1 protein-coding gene is annotated in these 3,590 nt (G+C 67.4%); it reads right to left on the bottom strand.

Annotated features, from left to right (window positions below; genetic code table 11):
- Window positions 1–3,590 (bottom strand): fibronectin type III domain-containing protein (locus tag AC1DFE_RS23820; protein WP_476908297.1); only part of this gene is annotated, 3,590 nt, incomplete at both ends.

Genomic DNA, 3,590 nt, shown 5'->3' with positions numbered 1-3,590 from the left:
CCGGTGGTGAAGGTCCAGTTCCGCGAGAGGAACGGGTTGTTCGCCAGGTCACGGACGGACGATATGGCCATGGTGTAGGTCCGGTTCGCCGCCAGGGTTACCGACGGGTTCAGCGTCACTGTCCGGGTCGCGTTGTTGTAGCTCACGACGGCGGGAATGATCGTTGTGCCGAGCCGCAGCACCACCGTTCCCGTGCTGGCGCCGGTGATCGGTTCGCTGAATCGGGCGGTCACGTTCGCCGTCCGGGCCACGCCCCGTGCACCAATCGCCGGGCTGACGGAAACCAGCGTGGGAGCCGGTCCGGTGGTGAACTGCCACGATGTTGATGCCATCGTGTTCCCAGCCGTGTCACGGATGGAGGACACTGCCATGGAGTAGGTCCGGTCCGTCAGGAGGTTCGCGCTCGGGTTCAGTGTTGCCGTCCGGTTCGCGTTGTTGTAGCTTACCGTTGCCGGGATCACGGCCGTTCCAAGCCGCAGGACCACTGTTCCGCCGGTGACGTTCGTGACCGGTTCACTGAAGGTGACAGTCAGGTTGTTGGCCTGGCTGACCGACTTTGCCCCAACTGCAGGGGTCCGGGCCGTGATCGTCGGGAGGACGAATTCCGAGCGAGGCGTCGCAACTGCCGTCCGGGCTGACCTGGCCCCGGTGCCGGCCGAGTTGATCGCAGCCACGTCGAACGTGTAGCCGGTGGCGTTGATCAGCGCGTCCACGACGGCCCCCGTGCCGGTTCCGACGGTCAGTGTCCGTGTCGGGGTGGTCCCGGCACCGACGAACGTGCGGATCTCGTAACCGGTGATCGGTGCACCGCCGTCGGAGGCCGGGGCGGTCCAGCTGAGGGTAACCTGGGCGTTGCCGGCCACGGCACTAACGCTTCCGGCCGCTGCCGGCGTCACCGCTGCGGCCGCCGGAGTTACGGCTGCCGAGGCGGTCGAGGCCGCTCCGGTGCCCACCGCGTTTACGGCGGCGACATCGAAGGTGTAGGCAGTACCGTTTGTGAGCCCCGTCACGACGGCGGTTGTCACGTTACCGGTGACCTGCTGCGTGACTGCCACAGCAGCTCCGTCGAAGGCCCGCACCTGGAACCCGGTGATGGGCGACCCACCGTCGGAGGCCGGGGTGGTCCAGGTCAGGGTAGCCGTTCCATCGGCCGCCGTTGCAGTGACCGCGGTTGGAGCCCCGGGCGCGGCGGCTGGGGCGGGTTCGGCGGTTGGTGCCGGAACCACCACGTTGGATGCTACCGAGAACGGGCTGGTGCCCTGGGCGTTCGTGGCCGAAACCTGGAACACATACTTGTTCCCGTTGGTCAGGCCCGGTACCACGAGGCTGGTGTCCGTTCCTGCCGCGGTGAGCAGGCCGCCCACCTGGACGCCGGCCGCGTTCGTCGTCACATCCAGCGTCTTGATGTTGAAGCTGCTGGCGACGCCGATGGTCGGCGCGGTCCAGGTGACCGTTGCCCGGGCGTTGCCGGCGGTTGCTGCGCCGATCGCCGGAGCATTGGTGACAACCGTGTCAGAGAAGGCSAGKKSCTCGATGTTCCGCAGGGTGTCGGTTCCGTCGGCGCCGACGTTGTCGGTTACCGTCGTCGTYGAACCGGCTGAGCCGAGGGTGCCGTCGCCGCCGGTGGTGSTGACGGTGTAGTTGGCCTCCGGGCCGGAGAACACTGCGGTGTCGATGTTGCCTGCGGTCTGTGCGGCCGTCGGCGTGATGACTTCACGGACCGCCACCAGGTTGCCGGGGTCGATGATGCCGGCGGCGACATCGGCCTCCAGGGTGTGGGGGTTGCCCGCCTGGTAGGTGTGTTCCATGAGGTCGGYGCTGCCGATYTCGGTGGCCGGGTCGTCCGGGTTGGTGCGGACGCTGATCCGTACCTGGACGTACCGGTCGCCGTCGAGGACGTCGTTGGCGCCGCGGCCTTCGAGCCGGTCGCTGCCGAGGCCGCCGAGCAGGATGTTGCCGTCGCCCCAGACCGGACCGGTGAGGGGGCAGGCCCCCATTGCGGAGATCGCCGCCACCGGCTCGAGCGGGGTGCTGGGCGCGGGGAGGATGTTCCCCAGGCCGGCGATCCTGTCGATGCCTGTCTGGTCGAGGACGTCGCAGCCGCTGAAGCCGGCGCCGCCCACGGTGCTGGGCACCCGGTCATCACCCTTGATCACGTCGTCGAACGCGGATCCGGAGTTGGCTTCGGTTTCCTGCCACCGGTCCCTGTTGACCACAATCTGCAGCGGCAGGCCGSCCAGGTTCTGGTTGATCTTCATGTCATCGTTGGCGCCCACCGTGTCGTACTGGTGGATGGCCCAGTCGAATCCGGCCGCACCGGCGAACCTGTCGATCGCGGCGTTGGCGGCCATGATGTCGTCTCCGCCTTCAGCGTCGTAGTCGTTCTCACCGACCTGGCCGACCATGATGTCGTTGCCCGGCTTGGTCTGTGCCGGATCGTCGAAGAACGGGGCACCGTGGTCGCCCTGGAGCAGGTCCTGGCCGGAGCCGCCCTGGATCCAGTCGTCCCCGCCGTCGCCGAACACCGCGTCCGCACCGTCGCCGGCCCGGATGAAGTCGTTGCCGGGTCCGGCGAACGTCTCGTTGTCGTTGGCGCCGCCGTTCATGAAGTCCTGGCCGTCKCCGCCCATCGTGATGTCGTTGCCGATGCCGGCATTGACGTAGTCGTTGCCCGGGCCGCCCTTGAGCACGTCGGCTCCGGACAGGTCGGTGATCCTGTCGTTGCCGTCGCCGCCGAGCGCCACGTCGTCGCCGCCGTTGCCCTCAATGACGTCGTTTCCGGCGTTGCCCCAGAAGGTGTCGTTGTCGTTGCCGCCGGTAACCCGGTCCACGCCGTCAGTGCCGTTGTAGACGGACTGGCCGTTGATGCCGGAGGGATCGACGGTGTTCTTCTCCTGGTACTGGATGGTGCCGTCAGGCTTCCGAATGAGCAGCGCATTCTCGTTGCAGTCGGTCGTTGTGGCGTCGTCGGCAACGGATGGTCCCGATGCGGTGAACCCAGCCGGCGTGCCGGCGAGGTTGCCCAGCTGGAACTTGCAGTCCGCCGTCGCGAACACATCAGCCTTCAGCGTGTTCACACCTTCGGTGTTGCGCATGATCATCTCGGAGAAGCTGTTGCCTTCGAGCTGGGTGCGCAGGTTCATGCCGGGGGTGCGGGCCAGGTAGTACAGCCGGTCGCCGTTCTGGAGGTCCGTGAGCTGGTTCTCGAACACGTAGTTGAACGTGCTGCCGAGGAGGCCGCCGAAGAGGTTGGTCTTCTCCGCCAGGCCGCCGACCCACAGGTCAACCTTGTTCAGGCCGGTCTCCTGGTTCGCCCAGGCTCCGGAGCTGTTCATGAAGTCGATCATGTCCGCGGTGGGAGGCGTGGCGCCGGGGCCCGGATCCACGATCGCCTTCGCGGCTGCGCGCTTGTCCGCCAGGGTGGCGGCGCTGGTGATGCTCGGGTAGGTGCCGTACGCGGCCACGAAGTTGATCAGCGACTCGGGGTGCTTGATGTTCTGCCCGTAGTCAGCCCAGCTGGTGTACGGGGCAAGCTGTCCGTCGCCGGTGGAGTCGTGGAGCTGGCGGCGCACCTCGTTCAGCGGCGGGAC

The organism is Arthrobacter sp. 05T423, assembly GCF_056396245.1.
This window is presented reverse-complemented; position numbering and strand designations above follow the sequence as displayed.